The organism is Paenibacillus sp. FSL R5-0923 (assembly GCF_038009145.1).
Lineage (GTDB): Bacteria > Bacillota > Bacilli > Paenibacillales > Paenibacillaceae > Paenibacillus_AQ.
Genome location: NZ_JBBPAT010000001.1, coordinates 3,028,709 through 3,053,156, shown reverse-complemented (window position 1 = coordinate 3,053,156; position 24,448 = coordinate 3,028,709). Strand labels below are relative to the sequence as shown.

Genomic DNA, 24,448 nt, shown 5'->3' with positions numbered 1-24,448 from the left:
TACAACGTTAAGGATAAAATACCCTTTTATATTACAGGCTGAAGGTATTTCCTTTACAGAGCCCTTCTTTTTAAAAGAAAAACGCTGCTTCTTCCGCTTGCTTCACTTGCTGCATCGCATTCGTGGTGTTCACCAATTCATTAGCTAGTCGATTCAGTCTAAAAATAATATCATCATCCACAATTACTTTCCGGTCATATTGTTTCTCTTCAATAAAAACATACTTAGGAACCACTACCGCTCTCATATAAGAGAGGATCGGTTTCAGTTGTTGTTCTGCCACTAAGTAATGTTTTGAAGAACCTGCAGTTACTACAATACCGATAACTTTATCCTTAAACCCATTAACCGGGAGTAAATCAAATAGATTCTTAAGTGTTCCTGGAATCGAAGCTTGAAAAACTGGGGTGCCAATGATATACGCGTCGGCGGCCATGATTTTCTCCAGAACAACTTTGGTATCACCTGTATAATCCATGTAGCTGCGTCCATCACTAAATTCCAGCTTATAATCTCCTAGATCAATTAGTTCTACGTCGAAATTCGGATGCTTTTCTATGATGTTGTTAAGTGCTTGCTGTACAGCAATTCTAGTCTTCGATCCAACAATGGATCCTGAAATCCCAATGATCTTCATACTATCCCCTCTTTCTTATTTCTTAGCTGTAGCACGTCTTACGGCTGGTGCTACTTCAGATGCGAACAGGTCAATCATTTGTTCCACTTGAGCATAAGGTAACCCACCGACATCAATCTGAGCTAGAAAACGATTATGGCCATACATCTCATGTTGATAGAGGATCTTCTCCACAATTTGTTGCGGGCTTCCCACGAGCAGTGCATTTCTCACACTCATCGCTTCCGCAAATTGTTCTTTCGGATAGTAAGACCCACGAAGCTCTTTCATCAAGTGATTGATATATGGATAATAATCGCGGAATGCTTTTTGTGAGTCCGGATCAATATACATTAAAGAAGTTGTACTGATGGGAAGTTCTGCTGGATTAAACCCTGACTCTGCAGCAACCATACGATACGCGTCTACAGAACCTTTAAAGGCAGATGACGGTCCACCAAGGGTGGTCAGCATCATCGGGATCCCCATTCTTCCCGCCTTAATTGCACTTGCTGGAGGTCCCCCAACCGCTCGCCAAATTGGCAACTTTCCATTTAAGGGCTTAGGGAAGATTTCCATATCATTTAATGCAGGACGGAATTTCCCTTCCCACGTAATACGATCGGACTCATTTATTTTCATGAGCAATTCAATTTTCTCTTCGAACAATTCTTCATAATCTCTTACGTCATAACCAAAAAGTTCATAGGCCCCGAGACGCGATCCACGTCCAGCAACAATCTCTGCTCTACCGCCTGATAACAAATCCAATGTTGCAAAGTCCTCATATACACGTACAGGATCTGCTGTACTTAGCACAGTTGCTGAACTGACAAGCTTTATACGTTCGGTTGCATTTGCAATGGCTCCAAGGACAACCGAGGCAGCTGAGGTAATGAATTTCGGTTGATGACTCTCGCCTACTCCAAATACATCTAATCCAGCATCCTCAGCTAATTTGGCAGCAGCTACGATCTCTTGAATCCTTTGTCGTTCACTAATTGCTTTTCCTGTTAAGGCGTCTGTGGTGTGATCACCTAACGTGTATAAACCTAGCTCCAACCCTTTTTTCTCATCGATTCTATATTGTTCCATCATGATTATGTCCTCTTTTCATAGTTGTATTAGGTTTAGCGGATAGGATGAAGCTTCGATTCAATCTCTTCACGACGTTCTTCCAGAAATGAAGGTAAGGTCAAACTCTCTCCTAGCGCGTCAAAAGTTTCATCAATCTCAAATCCCGGGCCATCTGTAGCAAGCTCAAAAAGAATATGGTTCGGATCCCGGAAATACAAGGAATGGAAGTAATAACGATCAATGACCCCTGTATTTTTAAAGCCTGCAGCAGTGATCTTAGCGGCCCATTCGGTTAGTTCTTCGATATCCTTCACTCTTATAGCCACATGATGGATGCTCCCTTTACCCGGTCTCTCCCGATCTTTGTCATTTACTTCTTTGACCTGGAGCTCGGTGTATAAACCACCCTTCCCCGTTTCATATATATCTACCATATTCTTGGAATCACCCATGGAGGGTACTGTCCGAACTTGTGTATAGCCCAAGATATCTTCCAAAACCGCCTTTGTGCGGCCAGCCTCACGTACAGTCAATTCAACGGGTCCTAACCCAACGATGGCATACTTTGGAGGGATGTCTTCTGTAATCCACGGTTCAACTAGCTCGATACCGTTATCTTTTTCAGCCGATACTAAATGGACCGTCAATTCATCTCTATCATAAAAAGTAAGCGACTTACGTTCCCCGATACTTACTATCGCTTCATGAGGAACTTCAAAAGAATCTAATCGACTAGCCCAATACGACAAGGCTTCATCGCTAGGAACAAGAAGGGAGAAAGAGCTAATACTGTTCGTCCCTTTGCGGGTCTGACCTGCATTTGGCATTTCAAAGAAAGATACTTCGGTTCCAGGAGCACCATTACGATTTCCATAAAATAGATGGTACATGGATGGATCATCTTGATTGACCGTTTTCTTTACAAGTCTCAGTCCCAGGACCTCTGTATAAAACCATAAGTTTTGTTTAGCGTCCTTAGTAAGCATAGACACATGATGTTGTCCGTTTATGGGTTGTTGTTTCATTTTAAAAACCTCCTAATGAGTTTTGTCGAATTTAAGTTTACTAGTATACTGATGAAGAAAAAAGTAAGCTTTATTATCAATAAAGCTTTTGCGATACTACTGAACACCTCGCGGGAGTCGATTCTCATCTTGGCTATGGCGATGAATCTTTTTAAGCATGTTGTAAAACACTTTCTTCTCCTCATCTGTCAGTGGATCGAATAACGAGGCTTGGAAATCCGATTGCAAGGGCAGTACCTTCTCAATAAGTGTTTGGCCCTTTTCCGTTAAAGTAATGTACTTCACTTTCCAATCCTGTTTGCGTTCAATCCATCCTTCTTTCTCTAATCTGCCAAGCATATGGGATACCCCACCTTTAGTAATGGTTAGATGCTCGGCAATTTCCATCTGTGTTACAGGCTGATGTAATAATATTTGTACCAAGGTATCGAATTGATTAACTGTTAAGTTAAATTGCTTCAAGAATTCATTGGAAAGATCGTTACTATTCTCATATACCCTAACCAGCCGCAACCAGATCAATAAGCTTAATTGGTTATCTTCAGTGAATCCATTGTTTCTCATTTGGTCACGTCCATCGTTTGTTTTTTTATGTGTTATTTGATTTGTTTATATGAGTATACTAGTAAACTGACGAGGAGTCAAGCTCAGTAAAAATCCTACACGCTTGCCAAATACCACTTCGGAATATAGGTTTGAAAATCATCATACCACTCCAGAACACTCTCCGCTCGGCTCAGCATATTAGCAACTTCCCTTTGACCAACCCTTATGAACCGGTTTAACTACCTCCCATGTAGAAGCATTCGGGATGTCACTAAAAAATGGAATCATTTCACAACCTCCTTTTAATCAAACTGCTTCACAAAATAGAAAAATTTCCTTATTTATTTCTTAGAAGATTTTTTTATTCAATTGATGTTGGAACAACAATAGTGTATGATGCATAGTATAGATCGAATACTGTATGACACATAGTAAGTATAAGCGACTTCGACGTCCTCTCAAGGACAGCAAGCGTTTAAACCAAAAATATAAGAACAATTTATAAGAGATTATAAATCCTTATATTTTAAATAATGAGGTGGGTGAATGAGTACTTTATTAAATTCTTTAATCACAGAGCTTAGGAGAGGTACGTTAACGCTAGCCGTTTTAAGTCAATTACGAACACCCCAGTATGGATATTCGCTCGTTCAATTATTGGAGGATTCCAGCATTACCATTGATCAAAGCACCCTATATCCATTACTTCGCCGATTAGAGAAACAGGAATTAGTGACGAGCAGCTGGGACACATCCGAGAGCAGACCCCGTAAGTATTATGTTCTAAGTGACTATGGCGTAGAAATTTTTTTACAGCTAAAGGAAGAATGGCTTAAGAATTCGAAAGAGCTCTACGGCCTATTACAAGGGGAGGATGACCATGAATCTAATTGAGATTTACATTCATGAAGTGACTCGGAGGTTACCGGAACAAAATCGGGAGGATATCGCTCTCGAATTACGATCTACCATCGAGGATATGTTACCGGATGATTATGACGAAAAAGAGGTAAAAGCCGTCCTTACAAAATTGGGCAATCCCGCTATTTTAGCTAGTGAGTATCGCGATCAGCCCATGTATCTCATCGGCCCACGCTATTTCGATTTATATGTTACGTTGTTAAAAATGATTATACCGATCGCTGTAGTTGTTTCTTTAATCGCTCTGGTTGCTGATTACTTGATTGGCTATAGCGGAGATAAAACAGTTGCGGATATTGTTACTGCAGTTATAAGTAGAGGAATTGGAACCTTCCTTGAAGTAGGAATCCAAGTCTTTTTTTGGATAACTGTTGTGTTCGCTATTATCGAACGGGCGGATAAAGGAAAGGAAGGTCATCCACTTACTACAAAATTAAGGAAATGGACTCCTGATGATTTGAAGGATATCGCGCTTGTCCATAAGAAAAAAGCAATTACAAGCTTCGAAGTGTTCGGAAGTTTACTGTGGACTGCCATTTGGGCTACTGTTTATTTTAATGCTGAACACCTGATCAGAGTCTATAGAGGCGGTGAAGGCGCACTTAACTTCGTAGCCCCAGCTTTTAATCAGCATGTGTTACTTGATTATTGGCCTATTATTCTTATTGTGATCGGATTAGAAGTCGCATTAACTATATATAAATTAATCAAGAGACAATGGACTAGAGAATTAGCATTATGTAATACGGCCCTCGAGCTCATTGTGCTTATTGTATTCGCTATTATCCTTATAAATCCGAATGTATTTAACCAAGAATTCATTAACTACATGTCTAATTTATTAACCACTACAGCTAACCAGTTTGAAACGGGGCTAGTAGGTGGAGGAATAGCAGTCTTGATTTTAATTGCGGTCCTCAATATATATGAAGGCTTCCGCAAGGCTCGAATCTAGTATTCACAGAGCGGTGAGTCTCTTGTTTCTTGGAGATTTGCCGCTTTGAGTTCTGATTCGTTGGCTGCCTGCTTCAACAGCTTCAACAGCTTCAACAGCTTTCACAGTGTCAGTCAGCACCCTCTAAGTGTTACGGACCCAGAGGACGTTATTTGCGAATTCCCAGCCTTTTAAACAGAGTTTCGGACTCCAGCGCAGCTATTCCCTTGAAAGAGGTTCATAAATGGTGTTTTTCATACCAATAGTGTCTATACGGTCCGTTAACATCCCAAAAATGCAATAATACTTCGATTAGAGTCATCTGTGCTTGATAGGTACTTTGTATATGTCGTAATTATTATAGGAATCAATCAAAAAACAATAGAGTGCCCCAGCAGCCATTCATGACTTATGGGACACTCTATCTGGTTTAATTAAAGAAGCTCAAGCTCAATAACCGTGTCCATCTCGTCGGGAAGCTTAGCCCCTTTTAATGTAATAAACGCCCCACCGTCAACATCCGAATATTCCTCAGCCATCCACGGCACCTCCACCTTTAGCTCGGTACCATCACGTAGTAATCTAGCCTTTTTAATCTTCCCTTTCAAGCCTTGGAAATAGGTCGGGCCAATTCCACGGTCGTAGACGTGCGCATACAACTTGTTGCCCTTTTGCGTATAACGTCCCCACTCTGGCTTAGGCAGCGAAGACTTCCCGCATCCATAAATACTATCGCCATTAAGGCGCATCCACTCCCCAACTTCGTCAAGGATAACCAGTGATTCCCGTGTCATTTCACCTTTAGCATCTGGTCCAACATTAAGGAGGAGGTTACCATTCTTACTGATACATTCGACCATTGAGCGAATGACCTGCTGGGTTGACTTATAATTTTTATCTTCGGAATGGTAGCCCCAGTTATCATTAAGCGTAATGCATGCTTCCCATGGAATGGATTGACCATTCACGTCAACAATGCCACCGGGAGGAATGATCTGCTCTGGAGAAAAGAAATCTCCAGCATATTCTTCTGGCTCGGCCGCGCGGATATTCCCACCCAAACGATTGTCGATAATAATATCCGGCTGGATAGAGCGAATCATACGGATTAGCTCCGTTGCTTTCCATTTCTCTCCGGTCATATTGTCGTAGGAGAAATCAAACCACATGATGTCGATTTTGCCGTAATTCGTCAACAGTTCCTTCACTTGTCCATGCATATACTCCAAGTATCGATCAAAATCAATCGGCTTGTCTTTAGCCGCTTCGTTATCCCGATCAGGATGCGCTTTATCACCATATCCAGGGTAGTCATCATGATGCCAATCAATAATAGAGTAATACAGACCTACAGCAATACCTTCCGCCCGGAAAGCGTCTACATATTCTCGAACGAGATCACGTCCAGCAGGCGTGTTAGTCGCTTTAAAATCTGTTAGCTTGCTATCAAACAAGCAGAATCCGTCGTGGTGCTTGGTCGTAAGAACCGCATACTTCTGCCCCGCTGCTTTTGCTGCGCTGGCCCACTTCTTCGGGTCATATCGAGATGCGTCAAATTCATCGAAATACGTCATATAATGCTCTCTACTCATTCGCTCGTTTCCACGAATCCACTCACCTCGTGCTGGAATGGAATATAATCCCCAATGAATGAACATACCGAATCTATCCTGTAAGAACCATCTCGTTCTTTCTTCTCTTGTACCCATCTCTTCAGCCCCTCCGTTTTCGCTAGCTTTGATAAATAGTTCAGATAGTCTAGACGGTATGAAATAATGCTGCAGCGCCTATAAGACCTACATCATCCCTCAGACCTGCTGATTCAATAGTATAAGTTCCTTTATACGGCTTCATGACAAGTTCCTCTGTTTTCTCTCTCAGCGCTGGAAACAGTAGTTCACCAGCTTTGCTTACGCCTCCACCAATTACAATGCAATCAGGATTAAACGTATGTACCGCGTTAGCTAATCCAATCGCCATATAATGAATCGTTCGCTCAATCACCTCGACAGCCACCGGATCTTTTAGTGCCATCGCTTCGAAGACGTGTCGAGAATTAATCTTTTCACCACTTCTACTAGCCAGCTCTGTAATCATCGACGTTCTGCTCTCCATACTCCGCAGTGCCATATCCCGAATCGCTGTACCCGAAGCAAATACTTCCCAGCATCCATATCTTCCACAGCTACATTCCGTTCCGTTCGGGTCAATAATATTATGACCGAGTTCTCCTGCAAATGAGTTCGTTCCGAGCAGTAGCTCACCATCCATAACAATTCCAGCTCCAATTCCTGTGCTGAAGGTAACATACACCATGTTGTTCGAGCCTTTGCCAGCTCCTCTTACATACTCGCCCCAAGCCGCAGCGTTCGCATCGTTTACCACTTTCACTTCTATGCCAAGTTCTGACTCCATCCAATGTTTCAGTGGAACATTATCCCATTCAGGAAGATTGGTACCGTGCATTACGATTCCATCCTGACTATTCACAGCTCCAGGAGAAGCCAGTCCGACTCCAATCAGCGATCGCCCTTCGGATACAGAGCGGATCATTCCGATCATTCGCTGCACCACCTCTTCAGCGGTGCGCGCGCCAGCTGTCTCCATTAATTCCCGATTCAACATGGTACCCTTTGAATCGAATAATGCTGCGGCAATTTTTGTTCCGCCTAAATCAATTCCTACTACATAGCTCTCAGCCTTATGCATAACCATTCACCTTTTCACTATCTATTATTAGCCGTTCGAATGAATATTCTTAGCTAACGCCCGCAGGGCTACTGGATCGATTGGCGACAACGCATCTTTGCCATGACGAACAGCCGATCCAAAATGTACTTCTGTGACTCCGGTCTGTTGAATAAACGATGTAATACCTTCTGGCTTCAAACCACTTCCAGCCAAAATACTTATCGAACTACCTCTTGATTCCTCTACTAGCCTACGCATAGCGGGAATGGCTTCAGGTGCCGGACCTGGTCCAGCAGAGGTAAGTATACGAGTGATTTGCGGGTAATTACAAAGCGTCCGATAACCTGCAATTTGGTCCTCCAGCTCGTCAAAAGCACGATGGAAGGTTACTTGTAAGCCATCTGTCAACGGCAATAATATTTCAAGCGCATGCTCATCGATCTTTTTTTCCGGTGTTAATGCGCCAAGAACAACTCCCGAAGCACCACTGGCTGCAATCTGCCTGATCTCTGCAGCCATGGTCAAAATATCATCCTTGGAATAGTTGAATGATCGACTGTGCGGACGGACCATAACAAAGACAGGAATGCTAACCGATTTGGCTACCTGCTCCACCAACCCTATTCCTGGTGTTAATCCACCTTCCGTAATGGCAGTAATGAGCTCAAGACGATCTGCGCCATTCGCCTCAGCCGTCAGAGCATCATCCATACAAGTAGCGATGATTTCCAATCTCATAACTTTCACCCACTCTTCCAGTTGTTAATGATGTACTTGCTTCATGACATAATCGGCGAGGAGGCGTGCACCATATCCCGTCGCTCCAGCTTCTGAGTACCCTACATCCTGTTTGTACTGTACCGTCCCAGCCATATCAATATGAACCCAGCTCATCGATTCTGCTACAAAGCGCCGAATAAATAGGGCTGCTGTAATCGCACCTGCAAAGGGGGAAGTACTAACATTGCGGAGATCAGCGTAATTACTCCGAAGATCTGCTTCATATTCATCCATTAACGGCATGGGCCACAGTCGTTCTCCATTACGCTCCCCGATCTCAACCAGGCTCTGCGTTATATCTGCATCGCCCCATATGCCCGCGATGCCTAATCCGAGCGCCGCACCGACATTTCCAGTTAGGGTAGCGATATCAACAGCTTGGTTTGCTCCGATATTCGCGGCATGAATAAGCGCATCCGCTATGATAAGTCGACCCTCGCCATCCGTATTCGCAACCTGAACAGTTACCCCGTTAGGGTAGCGGATAACAGACGAAGGTAACATAGCCTCAGCATCTGGCACATTATCAACTACTGGAATAAGTGCGGTCACATTTACATTGGCACGCTTCCGTATCAAAATATCCATAGCCCCAATTACAGCAGCTGCACCCCCCATATCCATGCGTGCATCGCTGATATCGCTAGCCGTCTTCACATTCATGCCACCTAAGTCAAAGGTTACACCTTTACCTACCAGTGCTAACATCGGTAATTCAGGGTTACTCTCGTAACGAATTTCAACTAGGGCTGGAGCGTGCTTACTCCCTGCTCCAACTGCGAGCAACCCATTCATCTGAAGTTCCACAAGCTCCTGTCCTCGATAGATATGGACTTTCAAAGCAGCATCATCACGGTCGAAAAATTCTGCCATCCATTCCGCAAAACGATCAGGATTCAGTGTCCCAGGTACCTCATTCACAAGATCGCGAGCAACTACAGCTCCTTCAGCGCGTATCTGTGCAGAAACACGTACAGCTTCCAATTCAATCGATGACAGCTCAGGCCAATCTATCGATTGAAGCTGTAAATCAACAGAGCCTTCCACCTTGGTAGTTCCCCGATAAGTTTGGAAACGGTACAAGCCGAGAATCCAACCTTCCATCCAAGCTTGTAATTCATCATCAGCAGAAATATCCTTATTCCTATTTATAGCCTCGGATGCTAAGCGAACAAGCGAAGCACTTCTGCGTCCTTCCTTCAGAATTGCACGAGCAGCAGCTCCACCCGCTCGGCGAATCCTCTCAAGCGTAATATCCTTGCGCTTTCCCATTCCTACCGCTAACACATCAGACTCTTCCTCAGTGCGAGCATGTAACCAAGTCACACTGCTGCACTGTTTGTGGGGCGCTCCCAGCTTAAAAGGAAAAGACTCCTCGTCATAAGCTAAATAGACAATAGTATCCGCCACATTAGCGGAATCGAATAAGATATTCATCGCTGTCCCTTCTTTTCCGTAAAGTTATCTCACAATTTCAGTTACCGCTCTAATTTCAGCATTTCTTCATCAAATAAATGACACGCAACCTCATGACCTGGTTCGACTTCTCGGAATATCGGTACATGCTGCTTACAGATTTCCATACAGGAAGGACATCTTGTATGAAAACGGCATCCCGACGGTGGATCAACCGGACTTGGAAGATCTCCCTTCAGAATAATGCGCTCCTTCTTTAAGGTAGGATCGGGTACAGGTACAGAAGATAGCAGTGCTTGTGTGTATGGATGCATTGGACGATCATACAAGGTATCCTTATCCGCCGTCTCTACGAGCGAACCAAGATACATAACTCCGATTCGATCACTAATATGCTCAACAACACTTAGATCATGTGAAATGAATAAATATGTCAGGCCATACTCTTCCTGCAGATCCTGCAACAGATTTAGCACTTGTGACTGAATCGAAACATCCAGTGCTGACACAGGCTCATCTGCTACGATTAAGCTTGGGCGAACAGACAACGCCCGGGCGATTCCAATCCGTTGTCGCTGCCCACCGCTGAACTCAAAAGCGTAGCGCTCGGCGTGGATACTATTCAATCCCACTGTCTCTAGTAACTCGCATGCTAGTTTATCCCGTTCTTTGGACGAGAGCTTTGTATGAATGAGCAGAGGTTCAGCCACAAGATCCTTCACCTTCATCCGTGGATTAAGCGAAGCATAGGGGTCTTGGAACACCATCTGTATATCTTTACGAATAGGCCGCATTTGATTGTCTGAGATATGGCTAATATTTTGACCCTTAAACCACACTTCACCGTCATTCGGCTCCAGCAAGCGAGTCACTAATCTACCCGTAGTAGATTTACCACAGCCACTTTCACCCACAAGGCTGAACGTTTCTCCTTTACGTATAGCGAATGAGATCCCATCAACTGCGTGCAAATATCTAGTAGTTCCGAAAAAGCCCTTCTTCACCGAAAAAAACTTCTTCAGACTTTTAACTTCAATGAGTGGAGTCTCCTTCACAAACGTTCCCCTCCTTCCGTGTTCTCCTGCTGTGTAAGCCAACAACGACTCTTTCGCTCTAGTCCCTCAATCGGGAGTAACTCTGGCTCCTGCGAGAGACAACGCTCTGTGACATAATCGCAGCGTGGCGCAAACTTACAACCTGCTGGCATTTGTGATAGATCAGGTACATTCCCTTTAATGGAATCTAAGCGACGTACGTTTTGACGCAGCTTAGGAACGGATTGAATTAATCCCTTCGTATATGGATGCTGCGGTCTTGCAAATAGCTCATGAACGGAAGCTTCCTCCACTACACGACCAGCATACATAACGACTACACGGTCGCATAGTTCTGCTACTACACCAAGGTCATGGGTAATGAGCAGCATTCCCATATCCTGTTCTTCTTTCAGGTGCTTCATTAGATCTAGGATTTGAGCTTGAATCGTTACATCAAGCGCCGTTGTTGGTTCATCTGCAATCAGCAGTTTCGGGTGGCAAGACATCGCCATCGCAATCATGACACGCTGCCTCATACCGCCAGAGAGCTGATGCGGATATTCATCCACCAAGTCTTCCGCACGTGGTATACCAACTAACCGCAACATATGAATGGCATGTTCACGAGCCTTCTTCCGACCATAACCCAAATGCAACATTATCGGCTCCATCAATTGCAAACCAATCTTCAGCACAGGATTAAGCGAAGTCATCGGCTCCTGAAAAATCATCGCCATTTCATTTCCCCGTATCTGGCGCATCTCTTTGTCCGTAACCTTTGTCAGATCCGTTCCCTCGAAACGAACAGAACCGCCAGAAATTCGGCCTGGCGTATCCTTAAAGAGCCGCATAATCGACAGTGAGGTAACGCTTTTGCCACAGCCGGATTCTCCAACTAGACCCAGCACTTCACCTTTCTTAATCACAAAGTCAACACCTGCAACTGCCGTTATACTTCCATCGCCGCGTTTGAACTCCGTTTTCAGCCCTTGTACTTCCAGCAAATTTTGAGTCATGTCTTGTCCCTCCTTAGTTTTTCATTTTGGGATCAAGAGCATCGCGCAGTCCGTCCCCGACCAGGTTAAATGCAAGTACTGTCAAAAATATAGCTAAACCCGGAAAATAAACGATATGTGGAGCTATACTTAAATAATCGCGCCCCATGCTTAACATTGCCCCCCAATCGGGCTCCGTTGGCTTCGCACCCATTCCAAGAAAGCTCAGTGACGCAGCGGCTAAGATTGCCCCGCCAATTTTCATGGATAGATTAACGATGATACTAGGAACTGTTTCAGGAAAAATATGTCGCCAAATGATTCGACGATTCTTTGCACCCATTGAACGGGCAGCTTCAACAAACAACGTTTCCTTCGCAGACAATGTTACGCTCCGAATAATGCGGGCGAACGAGGGTGTACCGAAGACTGCAACGGCAATCACAACGTTGGATAAACCAGGCCCAAGTATAGCGACGATCCCAATGGCAAGCAGTAAATCAGGGAATGAGAACAATACGTCACTGCCACGCATAATAATCCGATCCAGCCAACCGCCATAATATCCACTGACAAGACCAAGGATGGTTCCAAGTACACCTGCAATCAAAACGGAGCTCAGACTGACCGCCAAAGTCAACCTTGTACCATCAATTAAGCGACTTAGAATATCACGGCCGTATTCATCCGTTCCCGCCCAATGCTTGGCAGACGGACCCTGCATTAGCGCATCATAGTTCGGTTCATCAGGATTATAAGGGGTCAGAAATGGCCCGAAAATGGCAATTAAAAAAAGCAATATGATAAAAAATGCAGCCACAAGGGGCATCTTTTGTTTGCTGAACTTGCGAATAAAAACACCCGCACGGCCTTTTGTTTTCTCCGGGGCTATTACCTCTCCGGGTATAGGAGAATTAGTTCCCATTACCGCCGAATTGTCGCTCATGATATCCCTCCTAATCCTATATTCACCCTATAGAAAACTATCGTAATTCTGCCTCTCAGTTACTCTAGCTTACTGAGAAAACCTGATTTTCGGATTGAGTACGCCATACAATAAATCTACAATTAAATTGATAAGGATAAATTGTGTTGAAAACAGCAGCAGCAAAGCTTGAATAACTGTATAATCCCGGAACAAAATGGAATCCACCAGCAGTCTACCAAGGCCAGGAATACTGAACACTGTCTCAACCATTACCGATCCACCAAGCAAGAACCCAAATTGAAGTCCAGCTACAGTAACGACCTGTATAAGAGAATTTCGCAGCGCATGCCTGCTAATAACAACATACTCGCGTAAGCCTTTCGCACGTCCAGTACGGATATAATCCTCCCGTAACGTTTCTAGCATCGATGACCGTGAGTAACGAGCCAGCATCGACATAATTCCCATTCCAAGTGTAATGGAAGGAAGAATATACGACTTCCAGGAATCTACACCACCGGTCGGAAACCAACCAAGCTCTACCGAGAAAATTTGAATGAGTACCAAACCTAACCAGAATCCAGGAATCGACATCCCCGAAATGGCTGTCAATGTGCCTAAGTGATCAGGCCATCTATTACGATAAACCGCTGAAATAACACCAATTAGAAGACCAATGACAAGCGCCCAAGCCATGCTGAGAAACGTTAACCACAAGGTAGGCATTATTCTACTTTCTAGCATATCGGTTACTGGAATCCCTGATCGAATCGAATTGCCCAGATTACCACTTAGTAGATCGCTCATGTAGTTTATGTATTGATTCCACAGCGGCAGATTGAGACCTAGTTGCTCTTGAATGCCATGAATCTCTTCAAGTGTGGCGTCTTTACCCGCAATAAGCCGGGCCGGATCGCCCGGAATTAAGTGAATAAACAGAAAGACTAATACCGATACAATGAATAGCAACGGAATAACCCCGAGGAGTCTTTGTAAAGCATATCTACCCAACTCATAAGCCCCCTTCAGTATCGACAAATGATTTAGTTGAGGCCGCTTCCTACCATTCTTAAGAAGCGGCCTCGTTCAATTCTTGGGAAATTAAATTTTGCGTTTGACTTGAATTATTTCACTTCTGCATTTAGGACATTAATGGAACCATCCGGGAAGACTTTGACACCTTCCAGATTCGATCTTTTGCCTGAGATGATTTGGTCAACGCCCATGAATGCCCACGGAGCATCTTCCCATACTGTTTTTTGAATATTTGCATAAATGGATTTAGCCGCTTCTGGATCAACAGATTTGTTTGCTTCAGCAATCCATTTATCTACATTTTCATTTTTATAATAAGCAGTATTCGAGCCAGCAGGTGGGAACATTTCACTACTGAACAAACCTCTCGTAGCACCATCTGCATCACCGGAGGATGGAGACCAGCTGACATACCACATTTGAATTTTTGCTTCTTCAGGTGTTTTAGCAGCGTTAATTTGGTCGGATAAAGTACCGCCTTCCATGGACTTCACTTCTACTTTAATGCCTACAAGCGCTAGCTGTTGTTGGATAAATTGCATACCCTTCATCGTTTCAGATTCGTTTTCTCCCCAAATTTCGGTTTCGAATCCGTCTGGATATCCCGCTTCAGCAAGCAATTGTTTAGCTTTTTCAATGTCATAGTCATAACCTGTTTGTGGGGAATAATATTGTGTTTTGGATGACATCGTGGAATCGAGCTTAGCGCCAAGACCCGATTTCACCACCTTGATATACGCATCTTTGTTGATAGCATAGTTAATGGCTTGACGTACCTTTACATCATCGAAAGGTTTCTTCATCGTATTCAAAGTTACATAACGAACAATGGTTGAATCGATGGTATCTATAGTAATTCCTTCAAGGCCTTCAACCTCGGATACTTGCTCGGTAGGCATTGGATAAATGAAATCAGCCTCACCAGTCTTCAGCATCGCAATCCGTGAGCCATTCTCTGGTACGGGTCTAAAGGTTATACTATCCACTTTCGGCAAGTCCTTTTGCCAGTAATCCGTATTCTTCTCAACAACTAGACGATCACCTTGCACCCATTCTTTGAACTTAAACGGACCCGTTCCTACAGGTTTTTTCGAAATATCAGCTCCGTTTTCTTCTAAAGCTTTCGGGCTAATAATAGGTGCCATAGCTACTTTATTTAAAAATGCGTTGTATGGCTCGCTGAGTGTAATAACCACGGTTTTGGCATCAGGCGTCTCCACTTTGGCTACCTTTGCAAAGCTTTTGCGCAATCTCAGATTGTTCTTCTCATCTTGAATACGGGCGATGTTTACTTTAACCGCTTCAGCATTGAAGTCAGTACCGTCTTGGAATTTAACGTTCTCTTGCAAGTTGAACGTGTAGACCAACCCGTCTTCACTTATGGAATGGCTAGCAGCAAGGACAGGAACTACGTTCATATTCTCATCAAAACCCATTAGACCTTCGTACATCGTTCTGGCAGCGCTGATTGAATGTGTATCGCTTGCGTTATGAGGGTCTAGCGTAATAAAGTTAGAATTGATGGCAATTACAATGTCTTTATCATTTTTTGTAGTTGGGGTGCTAGTTTCAGTTCCACCAGCGGTATTGCCGCCTTGTCCCTCGTTGTTCGCTTTGTTGCCGCACCCTGCAGTCACTACTACTGTAATAAGCAGCAGCATGAACATTGACCATACTTTTCCTTTTACTTTCATGTTATACACTCCCCTTTAGAAACGATGTATTAGAAAAGCTCCCAGTCCAATTATTCATGAGACTTGAAGATTATTCTCGATCCTTATAATCAGACTTCCCATTGGAATACAGCACGGCGTTCGCCTACAACTGTGCCGCCATCATTAACAATAGTGTTCGGCACGAGTGCATATAAACGATCAATCGTATCTTGATTGCTATAGCCTAAACGTTCCAGAATCGATGCGATGATACAAGGCCAGACTTGCTCAGAACCATCGGATACTTTTAGTGAGATACCGATTCGCTCCTTGCGGAGTCCAATCCCATATACACCTTTAGCACCGCCCTTTGCCGTCAGATTATCATCCTTCAGTAGCTCTGAGCAGACGAATTTCGTATCTGCAATCATCACCGGATTATCGTTCATAAGCTTTGCAGTCGCAGCAGCTGCGTTACGTATTTCCGTATTCTCAATCAAATCAGGACAGGCTAGCTTTAAATATGAATAAGCGATTTTATGAAGAGGGAGCGCGAAGATAGGAAGACCACAGCCATCAATCCCTTGAGGAATGGATTCCTTCGATACTTCTGCGATATAAGCCATGATATCAATGATCTCCTGTTGCACGGGATGGTTAGGATCATAATAAGTATCTATATCCCAACCCATATATTTGCTAAGGCCCATTAACCCTGCATGTTTACCTGAGCAATTATGAAAGATTTTGCGAGTGGGCTCATTCGCCCGATGGCGTTCTGCCTTGGCTTCCTCATTCAGTGGGTATGTAGAACAACAATGAAGTCCCTCTTCTTTTAATCCCATTTTCTGAAAAAGAGATTCAAGTGCTTCAATATGAAAGGCCTCTCCCCGATGCGAAGCAGTAAAGAGTGAGGCTTCCTTACTTGTCAAACCGTAAACTTCATCGATCCGACGCTTCATAACCGGTAAAGCTTGGAATGGTTTAGCAGCTGAACGAAGATAGGTCATATGCTCCGGATTACCTGCTTTATACAAAATATTACCTTTCTCATCGACCACGCTAACTGCACCATAATGGACATTCTCCAGTAAGCCACCGCGATATTCTTCTACTAATGTTGTAAACCCCATCTGTACAACCTCCTTCGATGTAATTATTTTAATCCAATGCGAAAAAGCGATTTTGCGATAGTAGTCCAGATCCGATAATTACACCATTCTCGTTCAACATGGAACGATGAATGGAGAAAGACCCACGAAGGGGTTCCCATGTGAAGCGTGAAAGATATAGCTTCTCGACTGCTTCATAAATATCCGGAAATTTGTCTACGAGTTCTCCACTCAAGATCACACTATCGGGGTTATACATGCATACGACATTGTTGATAGTAATCGCCATATACATGAGCGCACGCTCGATCAAATGAACCGCCCAATGCTCTCCTGCATCCTTTGCTTCAAATAACTCCTCAATCGTGCGAATCGGACGAATCCGATTGGCTTCCGACAACAATGAACTGATATTTATATAGGTCTGTAAGCAACCCGCCTTACCGCACTCGCACATCATTCCGTTAGGATCCACTGTCGTATGCCCTATTTCACCAGCACTGTTCATCACCCCGCGATAAATCTCTCCCTCAAGGATCATCGCCGAGCCAACGCCTTGCCCGAAGCCCAATAGTGCGGTACGGACAGATCCAACAGCAGCGCCTTTGAGGTGTTCAGCAAGAGCTCTAACTTTCAACTCATTATCTACAGCAATTTCAAAACCGGTTAGTTCCTTTAGGCGTTTTGCTAAGGCAACATTCTTCCATCCAAGCTGAACAGAGAAGACAACAATACCTTCTTCGTTATTCACAATGCCAGGAAGTCCAACGCCAATACCGACGATACGCGTTCTGTCAATCACATGCTGCTGCGTCAGTTGTTCAATCGCTTCATTGATTCGTTCCAGTGTCTTGTCTGGACTCTCGTCCGGAGTACGCGGGTATTGCCTGCTGCAGAGAAGCTTACCTTGCAAATCTACGATACCTACAATCATAAGACTGCGATCCAGCTCAACCCCAACCGACAATACAGAAGCGTCAACCATAGCTAGCAACGTTGATTTCCGACCTAATCCTGACGATACCTGATCCGAATCCAGTAGATAGCCCTGTTCAGTTAATTCCCCAACAATTCGACTTACAGTTGTAGGACTCATACCCGTTTGTTTGGCAATGGAAGCGCGAGAAATTGGTTGTTGATTTTTTATGATTTCGAAGACCGTCAAACGATTTTGCCGCTTCATAAAATCCTGATCGTGCTTTTTCACAGACATTCTCCTAATTATTTTCTTCAGTGCATTAATCAAACTAATAAAACTATAAAAATAAGAAAAAATTTGCCAATTAAGCTACGCTAATGTATTATTTGATTAAATTTCAGTTTAGTTTCTCCAGTGATGGGATTAATAATAAAGGCTCATTGATTGTATGTCAATATAAATGACATATTTTTTTATTCGAAATAAATGAAAGCGTTTAATATGTGATTTTTATAACAATCTCCAATAAATACATAACACAAACATAACACCAAAGACCAAAACCGCTCTCATAATAGACCGAGCGGAAACTATAAATAGGAAAAACTTAATTTAGAGGTGGAGGAAATATCTTAAAAACAAAAGAGGTTTGGGATCGATGCAGAAGTTTTGTGAATCTGAATATTGGAAAAAAGGTAGAATCGTGCGCGGATTGATAGTGAAATGGAGATTGCACCCGCATCAAAAGCAAGTTCTTCATATAGAAACCAACTTTTGATGCGTAGTGTTAAAAAAATTATTGAAACTCTACTGCCTTAACAGACGCGTCCTCTTGTATCAGTGACAATAATTTCACAGCATTAAACGATTCAGGAAATTTTACGATAATTTCTAAATTCAATTCGGAGGCAAGACTATTATTTTCAGCGTGAAAGCTTAAAATGGTAATATTTTTTTCTTCAAGGAGCTGTTGAATTCTACTCACGGCTCCTTCTGAATTAGTCAGACAGATCACAATCTGTTGCGTTTTCGGTGAGGCCAGCCAACTGTATCGGCCATGCAAAATCTTTTGCCCAAGTAAGATAATAATTGTTGCTCCTCCACCAAGAATATATAGGCCCGATCCAATCGCCAGCCCTAGTCCCGCCGTTGCCCAAATCCCCGCTGCAGTTGTCAGGCCCTTCACAGTGTGTCTATGCATGAAAATCATTCCTGCACCAAGAAATCCCACTCCACTTACTACCTGGGCAGCTATACGTGCGGGATCGAGCTTAACATAGGACCAATCAGCTTGATCCTGAAATCCATATTTTGAAATGATCATCATAAGTGCAGCACCTAAAGCAACAATAAAATGCGTTCTAACTCCCGCTTCTTTCATCCGACTTTTTCGTTCAAAGCCAACTAAAACACCACAAATTCCAGCTCCAACTACACGAAGCAAATATTCAAACTCCATACATAGTCCTTCTCTCCTTATAATATTGCTATTTATTGTATCATAAACGGATTTCTATATTTCCCCCTCCTATAATATGAACATGATATTTAACATAGTTTGAGCATGCGCACAGTCACATCTGCAAAGATTTAACTGTGATACCTTTATAACTGTTACTCCAGTAGACATTTTATAACGGTCTACAACTAGTGAAAGAGGTGCGTATATGAAACTGCCAACAATCCAATTTGGGCATATTAAATCCAAGGTTCCTGTAATTCAAGGGGGTATGGGCGTAGGCATATCCTTAAGTGGCTTAGCTGCTGCTGTAGCCAATGCAGGCGGGATCGGCACCATTTCCGGTACAGGAATCACCACTGATGAACTGAGAATGCATATTCGCAAAACAAGAGAGCTCTCAAAAGGGATTGGATATATCGGTGTGAATGTTCTATTCGCGATGAAGGATTTTGCTGATAAAATGAAGGTCGCTTTGGAAGAAAAAGTGGACTTTATTATTTCTGGAGCCGGGATTTCCAGAGATATTTATGCTTGGGGTAAAGAGTATGGTACTCCTGTGGTGTCTATTGTTTCCTCCGCCAAATTAGCCAGAATATCCGAAAGACTTGGTGCTTCTGCAGTCGTAGTGGAAGGATTTGAAGCCGGGGGCCATTTGGGCACAGAAAGATCCATGTTCGAAATTCTTCCTGAGGTTGTAGAAGCCATTTCGATTCCGGTTATTGCTGCTGGTGGGATTCTGACGGGAGATGATATCGCAAAAGCCCTTCGGATTGGCGCTTCTGGTGTTCAGATGGGGACTCGTTTCGTGGCGAGCCATGAATGTGATGCTCCTCTGGCCTTTAAGCAAAAATATGTAGATGCTCAGCAAGGTGATACTATTCTAATTAAGTCTACAGTTGGGCTAGATGGCAGAGCGATTCGTAATGAATTCACAGAACGTATTAGTGATGATGCCAAATTAAAAATAGCCAAATGCTCTAATTGTCTAAAGGTATGTTCGCATCGCTTCTGTACCATGGAATCCCTGCTAACTTCGCTTAGAGGAGATGTTAAGAACGGATTAGTGTTTGCCGGGTCCAGAGTTCATGAGATTAAAGAGATATTGTCCGTACAGCAGATTATCGACAATTTAATGTATGAGTATCAAGGAGCATTGAACCCGGTAACTTAAGATTGTAATAGGATACTTATGTGATGATAAAGATAAAAAAAGAACCCTTTGTTGTATGCAACAAAGGGTTCTTTTTAAAAGGCGTTGTTTATAGTTGACTCTATATCAGCATAGCCTTACATCATTCCACGAGTATTAGAAATGCCCTCTTGTTGATGACAGCTCTTATACATTTGTTCTAGCTCGGAATCACCTAAGTTAGGATGTCTTTCTTTCATAAAGGGCAACATCTCTTTAAAAGTGCTTGGAGCAAACCCGGCAGCATAAGCTGCTGTTCCAATTCCAAATGACAAAATAACAACACAGATTACTGCAAATACTCCTCTTTTCAAAAAAACCATCTCCTACTTTATAATACGGAAAAAATCAATACGAAAAAAATTTGCTGAAACCAACATGCACATCAGACCCATTCCCATAACTAGAATGGCTATGATCCAATCCGCTTTTTTCATATTCATCCTCCCGTGCCATCGAACACCCTGAATTCAATGAATAGTGGGGTTCAATAATATTAATGATTATAGATGAATATTGTGTGGAAACTATGTGGGACATACTTAAGAGATTTATTTTTGTCAATTCCGTGAAATTAATCACTATATAATCATTTGTTCATACTGCGTTCTTATTTGAAAGATATGATTTCAATATAACAATAAACATAAAGGAGTCATGATCATGAAAAAATTGTATTACACGTCTTTTTTCTATGCCATTCTTGGTTTGATAGCAGGTGTTGCTTATCGTGAAATTACCAAAATGAATGATTTCGAAGGAAACACCATCTTAGTTGCACTTCATACTCATATCCTTGTACTGGGCTTCTTCTTCTTTATAATCGCATTGATCCTAGCCAAGTTATTTAATATCCATGAAGCTAAATCCTTTGGCGCATGGTACATTGTATATAACATTGGTCTCCTGATCACGATCGGTACTATGGCCACTCGCGGGATGCTGCAAATTAACGGGACTGATATCAGCTTCTTACCGCATATTGCGGGTCTCGGTCATGCCATAGTAGGTGCTGGTATCATTTGGCTACTAGTTCTGCTCGGTAAACGAATTAAATCATAAGGAAAGAGCCGCTGGATAACACTCCAGCGGCTCCTTTTTATAATCATGTAAAAGTTCATACCAAATGAGACTATAAGTATATTTGTTTATACACTGGTAAATGATACAATATGGAAGTCGCGAGATATCTTAAATTTTAACTTTAAACTATGCTTTCGATGCCAATAAAACTTTTAAGGAGTGAAGTAAATGTCTATCGATGTTTATCTGAATTTCAACGGGAATTGTCGCCAAGCTGCAGAATTTTACGCGGAGGTGTTTGGCGTTGAACGTCCACAAATCATGACCTTTGGCGAAACACCACCTGATCCCAATTTCACTCTTCCTGAAGAAGCCAAAGATTTAGTTATGCACACTCGCTTGAATATCGAAGGCAGTAATGTAATGTTCTCTGATGTTTTTCCGGGCATGCCTTTTGTGGAAGGAAATAACATTAGTCTTTCGGTAGTTAGTAAGGATTTGGATGGCATAAAGAAATATTTCCATAAGCTTAAAGAAGGCGGAAAAGTAGGTATGGAATTACAAGAAACCTTCTGGAGCTCGTGTTATGGTAGTCTAAAAGATAAATTCGGCATCGATTGGCAATTCAATTATGATGACGGACGAATGAATATGTAATAAAAATAACAACGAGTATGGAGTGGCTGTGGAACCTATTAATACAGGTGCGGCCTACCTCCAGCTCGTTGTTTTTTGTTCAAGCTCTTAGTCCATAATCAAATCATATACACTGACCTTCCGAATCCGTCTTGCAACTAACATGGATACCACATAAGCAACAACTAGAATGACAGCACACAGTAGAAGCACTTGAGGCAGACTAACCGCCAGCTGAACGTTATAAATGCCTAGACTTGAAAGCAATAATACAAACGCCGAATCCGAGAAAAAATAACCTGCTAAACTCCCCAATAATACTCCAACTACAATCACCGGAAAAAGACTGAACGTAATCTGTGTCATCAGATTAAAGGTCGTATATCCGATACCTTTAAGAATACCGAATTCCCGCTTACGTTTCATAATCAACGTCTTAATCACCAAATACAAAATTAGACTAACCACTATAATTGTGACCGCGGTAATGACTGCTGTCATAGAAGATACTGCTGTAGTGAATGTACTAAGCGTGCTTTCTAACATATCTAAAATGTTCGTTACATTCCATTGTCCAGGGAAACGCTCTTCAAGCTTTTGGATGAACGCTTGAGGATCTTCCCCTTCCTTTAAATACACATTAATGGACTGGACTGAGTAATTCGGCTGCAATTTTCTCATTCCATCTTCTGTTATGGTAGCAACCATACCTAACTGATTAATCTGCTGGCTAAGACCAGTCACCAAATAATTTTGGGTTACCCCATTAAACGTAACTGGAATCTCGTCCCCAATCGATTTATTTTTCATTTTTGCAATTACACCGGATATCGCAATTTCATTATCAAAAATGGGCTGCCTACCTTTATAGACCGTCTGCGTCTCCAGCTTGGCATAATCATCAGATACACGGATCATAAAACTGGAATCATCTATAGAAGCTACTCTACCTTCCAATATGGAGATCTTCTGAACCTCAGGCATGGCCTCTACTTCTGCAAATATCTTTGGATCATGATTAGCTTTTTTTAGATCAAGTTGCAAATTGGTACGTTCTAGACCCACTAAATCTAAAACGGCTGAAGTATCCCCTTTAAAGTTAAAATTAAGGATGGAGCAAAATATACTCGAAAAGGTCAACCCTGCAACGATCAGCACGATCATAAAATTCTGCTTGGTCTGTCTAAATAAAGACTTCAGACTTAAGGCGAATTGCAAATTCAATGAAGTGCTCGCTAGTGGAAAATGATTTTTCTTAAAATTGTGGGTAAGAAGCCCGCTCTGAAGAGCTGCTATCGGAGTAATCCTTCGAATCTTTCTACTAGACAGGTAGGCAACTAAGAGAATCAGCACCGTAACGATAAGCAAACTCAACAAAGCACTTAATAATTCAAAAGTTGTCGGCCACAACAGTCCAACCGAAGACGAAATCATATTACCTACTAAGGGCATGACTAGAACAGAAATCAAACTTCCCGGTATGGAGGCAATTATAGACACTGAGACGAACTGTAAAAGAAATGAGGATATGATCTGCCTTGACGTATAACCGTTCGCTTTCAAAACACCGATGTTGGTTAGGTTATCCTCAATATTCCCGAAGATCTGAAACCTGATCACAATCAACGAGATTACAACCATAATCAATGCAAATACAATCAGAATAGCGGCTAAAATATTCACAAAAACACGGTTACCTTCGAGCCCCACATCAGTTCGCATGACTAAAAATGAACTTGTGTTTCCAGATCCAAAAATCTGTTCACTCAACTTTTGCTCCAGCTTGACTTCTTTCGCCCGTTCGTTTAATTGTACAGATAAAAAATTAAATTGAACTTCTTTCCCAAGCCGTTCCTCTAATTGCTTATAACCTTCATCGTTTAAAAATATTTTCAAAGCCCCATTCGTCAATGTCCCAAAAAGGGGTTCCTCCGTAAATCCACCGATGGTATAAGTAAATTTGTTGTTATCGTATTCAAACGAGATCGTATCCCCAAGGTTATACCCTGAGCCTCCGTGAAAGATATACGGCAAATAAATTGTATTTTGATCCGCAGGTTCCAACCGAGAAGTGGTATTAAATAGTCCCATAGAGCGCTGCGAATCCTTATTAAGAATCAAGAAAGCAATAGCTGTATTGTTTCCCCCGTAGTTTATCTTTACATCAGGTAGCAGAAGCGCCGCCTCATTCTCCCATGTTTCAGTATAAGGATAGCTATCCACCAGAGATTCATAATTCTTCACATTCTCATTTAAAGGAAAATAAGCGGTGATATCAGGTGTATTTAGCTTCGATATTTTTTCTTGCTGAAAAGAATTAAGCTTCAAGCTGACTGTGAGGCCAATGTTCAGCAGCAGCGCAGCAATCATAATCAATACGAAGAGTGTAATCGTTGCACTTTTTCTTTTACGAATATTGGACCAAGCAAGCTTTCCTATTAAGCTTCTCAT

General features: G+C 42.5%; 23 protein-coding genes. 5 read left to right on the top strand and 18 right to left on the bottom strand.

The annotated features are described in order from the left end of the window. Positions 1-70: 70 nt before the first annotated feature. From MKX35_RS13575 to MKX35_RS13560, 4 genes are all read right to left on the bottom strand, one after another. Positions 71-637: an NADPH-dependent FMN reductase gene (locus MKX35_RS13575; RefSeq protein WP_076286581.1), complete on the bottom strand. Its 567-nt coding sequence runs from the start codon at positions 635-637 to the stop codon at positions 71-73. 15 nt (positions 638-652) lie between these two features. After that, positions 653-1,714: an LLM class flavin-dependent oxidoreductase gene (locus MKX35_RS13570; RefSeq protein ID WP_179085855.1), complete on the bottom strand. Its 1,062-nt coding sequence runs from the start codon at positions 1,712-1,714 to the stop codon at positions 653-655. Between the two features lie 32 nt (positions 1,715-1,746). Continuing rightward, the gene (locus MKX35_RS13565; protein ID WP_076286580.1) at positions 1,747-2,718 is read right to left on the bottom strand and encodes a ring-cleaving dioxygenase; all 972 of its coding nucleotides are present in this window, start codon (positions 2,716-2,718) and stop codon (positions 1,747-1,749) included. A gap of 96 nt (positions 2,719-2,814) precedes the next feature. After that, the gene (locus tag MKX35_RS13560; protein ID WP_076300519.1) at positions 2,815-3,282 is read right to left on the bottom strand and encodes a MarR family winged helix-turn-helix transcriptional regulator; all 468 of its coding nucleotides are present in this window, start codon (positions 3,280-3,282) and stop codon (positions 2,815-2,817) included. A 528-nt stretch (positions 3,283-3,810) separates the two neighbouring features. On the opposite strand from MKX35_RS13560, the gene MKX35_RS13555 reads away from it, so the two are divergent. Further along, entirely contained in the window at positions 3,811-4,158 is a 348-nt protein-coding gene (locus MKX35_RS13555; protein ID WP_076300520.1) for a PadR family transcriptional regulator, read from the top strand. Beyond that, complete coding sequence (locus MKX35_RS13550) at positions 4,145-5,140, top strand: HAAS signaling domain-containing protein (RefSeq protein WP_076300521.1); 996 nt, start codon at positions 4,145-4,147, stop codon at positions 5,138-5,140. Before MKX35_RS13555 ends, MKX35_RS13550 begins: the two co-directional genes overlap by 14 nt. A gap of 413 nt (positions 5,141-5,553) precedes the next feature. Here MKX35_RS13550 and MKX35_RS13545 read toward each other — a convergent pair whose 3' ends face one another. The 12 genes from MKX35_RS13545 to MKX35_RS13490 all read right to left on the bottom strand — a co-directional run bounded on the left by MKX35_RS13545 (position 5,554) and on the right by MKX35_RS13490 (position 19,146). Beyond that, on the bottom strand, positions 5,554-6,828 hold the full coding sequence (locus tag MKX35_RS13545) for an alpha-L-fucosidase (RefSeq protein WP_076300522.1): 1,275 nt from the start codon (positions 6,826-6,828) through the stop codon (positions 5,554-5,556). A gap of 49 nt (positions 6,829-6,877) precedes the next feature. Beyond that, positions 6,878-7,828 carry an ROK family protein gene (locus MKX35_RS13540; protein ID WP_143759558.1) on the bottom strand — a complete coding sequence of 317 codons (951 nt, stop codon included), beginning with the start codon at positions 7,826-7,828 and terminating at the stop codon, positions 6,878-6,880. 27 nt (positions 7,829-7,855) lie between these two features. Next, entirely contained in the window at positions 7,856-8,548 is a 693-nt protein-coding gene (locus MKX35_RS13535) for a copper homeostasis protein CutC (protein WP_076300524.1), read from the bottom strand. A gap of 24 nt (positions 8,549-8,572) precedes the next feature. Beyond that, positions 8,573-10,000, bottom strand: coding sequence for a leucyl aminopeptidase family protein (locus MKX35_RS13530; RefSeq protein WP_341044249.1), 1,428 nt, complete (start codon positions 9,998-10,000; stop codon positions 8,573-8,575). A 68-nt stretch (positions 10,001-10,068) separates the two neighbouring features. Further along, entirely contained in the window at positions 10,069-11,061 is a 993-nt protein-coding gene (locus tag MKX35_RS13525; RefSeq protein WP_042189914.1) for an ABC transporter ATP-binding protein, read from the bottom strand. After that, complete coding sequence (locus MKX35_RS13520; RefSeq protein WP_076300526.1) at positions 11,058-12,059, bottom strand: ABC transporter ATP-binding protein; 1,002 nt, start codon at positions 12,057-12,059, stop codon at positions 11,058-11,060. Before MKX35_RS13520 ends, MKX35_RS13525 begins: the two co-directional genes overlap by 4 nt. 13 nt (positions 12,060-12,072) lie before the next feature. Further along, the gene (locus tag MKX35_RS13515) at positions 12,073-12,984 is read right to left on the bottom strand and encodes an ABC transporter permease (RefSeq protein WP_042189918.1); all 912 of its coding nucleotides are present in this window, start codon (positions 12,982-12,984) and stop codon (positions 12,073-12,075) included. A gap of 69 nt (positions 12,985-13,053) precedes the next feature. After that, the gene (locus MKX35_RS13510; RefSeq protein WP_042189920.1) at positions 13,054-13,977 is read right to left on the bottom strand and encodes an ABC transporter permease subunit; all 924 of its coding nucleotides are present in this window, start codon (positions 13,975-13,977) and stop codon (positions 13,054-13,056) included. A gap of 113 nt (positions 13,978-14,090) precedes the next feature. Next, positions 14,091-15,695, bottom strand: a complete 1,605-nt coding sequence (locus tag MKX35_RS13505; protein ID WP_076300527.1) for a glutathione ABC transporter substrate-binding protein — start codon at positions 15,693-15,695, stop codon at positions 14,091-14,093. A gap of 89 nt (positions 15,696-15,784) precedes the next feature. After that, positions 15,785-16,789: an asparaginase gene (locus tag MKX35_RS13500; RefSeq protein ID WP_076286572.1), complete on the bottom strand. Its 1,005-nt coding sequence runs from the start codon at positions 16,787-16,789 to the stop codon at positions 15,785-15,787. A 28-nt stretch (positions 16,790-16,817) separates the two neighbouring features. Then, the gene (locus MKX35_RS13495; protein WP_341044248.1) at positions 16,818-17,981 is read right to left on the bottom strand and encodes an ROK family transcriptional regulator; all 1,164 of its coding nucleotides are present in this window, start codon (positions 17,979-17,981) and stop codon (positions 16,818-16,820) included. 502 nt (positions 17,982-18,483) lie between these two features. Then, on the bottom strand, positions 18,484-19,146 hold the full coding sequence (locus tag MKX35_RS13490; protein WP_042189928.1) for an MgtC/SapB family protein: 663 nt from the start codon (positions 19,144-19,146) through the stop codon (positions 18,484-18,486). Positions 19,147-19,354: 208 nt separating this feature from the next. Here MKX35_RS13490 and MKX35_RS13485 point away from each other — a divergent pair, with 208 nt between their 5' ends. Next, the gene (locus MKX35_RS13485; RefSeq protein ID WP_076300529.1) at positions 19,355-20,320 is read left to right on the top strand and encodes an NAD(P)H-dependent flavin oxidoreductase; all 966 of its coding nucleotides are present in this window, start codon (positions 19,355-19,357) and stop codon (positions 20,318-20,320) included. A gap of 116 nt (positions 20,321-20,436) precedes the next feature. On the opposite strand, the gene MKX35_RS13480 is transcribed toward MKX35_RS13485, so the two are convergent. After that, positions 20,437-20,652, bottom strand: a complete 216-nt coding sequence (locus tag MKX35_RS13480; RefSeq protein ID WP_234532155.1) for a hypothetical protein — start codon at positions 20,650-20,652, stop codon at positions 20,437-20,439. A gap of 349 nt (positions 20,653-21,001) precedes the next feature. Here MKX35_RS13480 and MKX35_RS13475 point away from each other — a divergent pair, with 349 nt between their 5' ends. Next, positions 21,002-21,400, top strand: a complete 399-nt coding sequence (locus tag MKX35_RS13475; protein ID WP_042189934.1) for a DUF2871 domain-containing protein — start codon at positions 21,002-21,004, stop codon at positions 21,398-21,400. 189 nt (positions 21,401-21,589) lie between these two features. Beyond that, a complete protein-coding gene (locus tag MKX35_RS13470; RefSeq protein WP_042189935.1) occupies positions 21,590-22,018 on the top strand; it encodes a VOC family protein in 429 nt (142 codons plus the stop codon). A gap of 87 nt (positions 22,019-22,105) precedes the next feature. Here MKX35_RS13470 and MKX35_RS13465 read toward each other — a convergent pair whose 3' ends face one another. Then, complete coding sequence (locus MKX35_RS13465) at positions 22,106-24,448, bottom strand: ABC transporter permease (protein ID WP_076300530.1); 2,343 nt, start codon at positions 24,446-24,448, stop codon at positions 22,106-22,108.

Coding starts and splice junctions, on each gene's coding strand:
- MKX35_RS13470 (WP_042189935.1), top strand. CDS start 21,590: ATGTCTATCGATGTTTATCTGAATTTCAACGGGAATTGTCGCCAAGCT.
- MKX35_RS13475 (WP_042189934.1), top strand. CDS start 21,002: ATGAAAAAATTGTATTACACGTCTTTTTTCTATGCCATTCTTGGTTTG.
- MKX35_RS13490 (WP_042189928.1), bottom strand. CDS start 19,146: ATGGAGTTTGAATATTTGCTTCGTGTAGTTGGAGCTGGAATTTGTGGT.
- MKX35_RS13520 (WP_076300526.1), bottom strand. CDS start 12,059: ATGACTCAAAATTTGCTGGAAGTACAAGGGCTGAAAACGGAGTTCAAA.
- MKX35_RS13500 (WP_076286572.1), bottom strand. CDS start 16,789: ATGGGGTTTACAACATTAGTAGAAGAATATCGCGGTGGCTTACTGGAG.
- MKX35_RS13560 (WP_076300519.1), bottom strand. CDS start 3,282: ATGAGAAACAATGGATTCACTGAAGATAACCAATTAAGCTTATTGATC.
- MKX35_RS13495 (WP_341044248.1), bottom strand. CDS start 17,981: ATGTCTGTGAAAAAGCACGATCAGGATTTTATGAAGCGGCAAAATCGT.
- MKX35_RS13575 (WP_076286581.1), bottom strand. CDS start 637: ATGAAGATCATTGGGATTTCAGGATCCATTGTTGGATCGAAGACTAGA.
- MKX35_RS13485 (WP_076300529.1), top strand. CDS start 19,355: ATGAAACTGCCAACAATCCAATTTGGGCATATTAAATCCAAGGTTCCT.
- MKX35_RS13550 (WP_076300521.1), top strand. CDS start 4,145: ATGAATCTAATTGAGATTTACATTCATGAAGTGACTCGGAGGTTACCG.
- MKX35_RS13570 (WP_179085855.1), bottom strand. CDS start 1,714: ATGATGGAACAATATAGAATCGATGAGAAAAAAGGGTTGGAGCTAGGT.
- MKX35_RS13515 (WP_042189918.1), bottom strand. CDS start 12,984: ATGAGCGACAATTCGGCGGTAATGGGAACTAATTCTCCTATACCCGGA.
- MKX35_RS13465 (WP_076300530.1), bottom strand. CDS start 24,448: ATGAGAAGCTTAATAGGAAAGCTTGCTTGGTCCAATATTCGTAAAAGA.
- MKX35_RS13535 (WP_076300524.1), bottom strand. CDS start 8,548: ATGAGATTGGAAATCATCGCTACTTGTATGGATGATGCTCTGACGGCT.
- MKX35_RS13555 (WP_076300520.1), top strand. CDS start 3,811: ATGAGTACTTTATTAAATTCTTTAATCACAGAGCTTAGGAGAGGTACG.
- MKX35_RS13505 (WP_076300527.1), bottom strand. CDS start 15,695: ATGAAAGTAAAAGGAAAAGTATGGTCAATGTTCATGCTGCTGCTTATT.
- MKX35_RS13545 (WP_076300522.1), bottom strand. CDS start 6,828: ATGGGTACAAGAGAAGAAAGAACGAGATGGTTCTTACAGGATAGATTC.
- MKX35_RS13565 (WP_076286580.1), bottom strand. CDS start 2,718: ATGAAACAACAACCCATAAACGGACAACATCATGTGTCTATGCTTACT.
- MKX35_RS13540 (WP_143759558.1), bottom strand. CDS start 7,828: ATGCATAAGGCTGAGAGCTATGTAGTAGGAATTGATTTAGGCGGAACA.